The sequence below is a fragment of the Rhizobacter sp. P3_B12 genome, assembly GCF_056402895.1.
Genome location: NZ_JBFUGN010001629.1, coordinates 1 through 724 on the forward strand (window position 1 = coordinate 1; position 724 = coordinate 724).

Consider the following 724-nt stretch of genomic DNA (forward strand, 5'->3'; position numbering starts at 1 on the left):
GATCCTGCCGGTGCCGGTCCCACCAGGCCCAGCCGGCGCCCAGCAGCGCCAGCGTGCTCAGCGTGCCGATCAGCAGCAACGCCAGGTCCTCCCAGCTCGGCGAGTTGAAGCCCAGGTTCTTCAGCAGGTCCAGCTGCTGGCCGCGCGAGTAGTTCAGCACCCACTGGTTCCAGCGGTTGTTGACGGATTCCCACGCGTCGCGCAGCTGCGCCAGCAGCTGCGGGCTCATCGAGCCGAGCGCACCCGCCACCAGCCCCGGTTGCGGCGCGAGCCGCGTGCTGCGCGAGATGCGATCGGGCGCCACCGCGGCCGTCGGATCGGCGCGCACCCAGCCGATGCCTTCCTGCCAGTACTCGGCCCAGGCATGCGCCGAGCTCTGGCGCACGACGTAGTAGCCGTCGAGCGGCACCGGGTCGGTGCCCTGGTAGCCGGTGACGACCCGCGCCGGCACGTCCATCGCCCGCATCACGACGACGAAGGCGGCCGCGAAGTGCTCGCAGAAGCCCAGCTTGCGATCGAGCCAGAACTCGTCGACCGTGGCGCGCGAGTTCGTCTCGCCGTACACGCCCGGCGCCAGCGTGTAGCTGAAACCGTCGCCGGCGATGTGCTGCAGCACCGCGCGGGCGAGCGCGCCCGAATCGGCGCGAGCCAGATCGGGCCGGTTCATCAATTGATGGGCCCAGGCGATCGTGCGCGGGTTGTAGCCGGTGGGCAGCTGCACGAA

The 724-nt window shown here is 70.9% G+C and carries 1 protein-coding gene; it reads right to left on the minus strand.

Going from position 1 to position 724, the window contains the following annotated elements; all coding sequences use genetic code 11:
• A partial coding sequence (locus AC1D01_RS37335) for a transglutaminase-like domain-containing protein (RefSeq protein WP_477874950.1) occupies positions 1–724 on the minus strand: 724 nt, incomplete at both ends.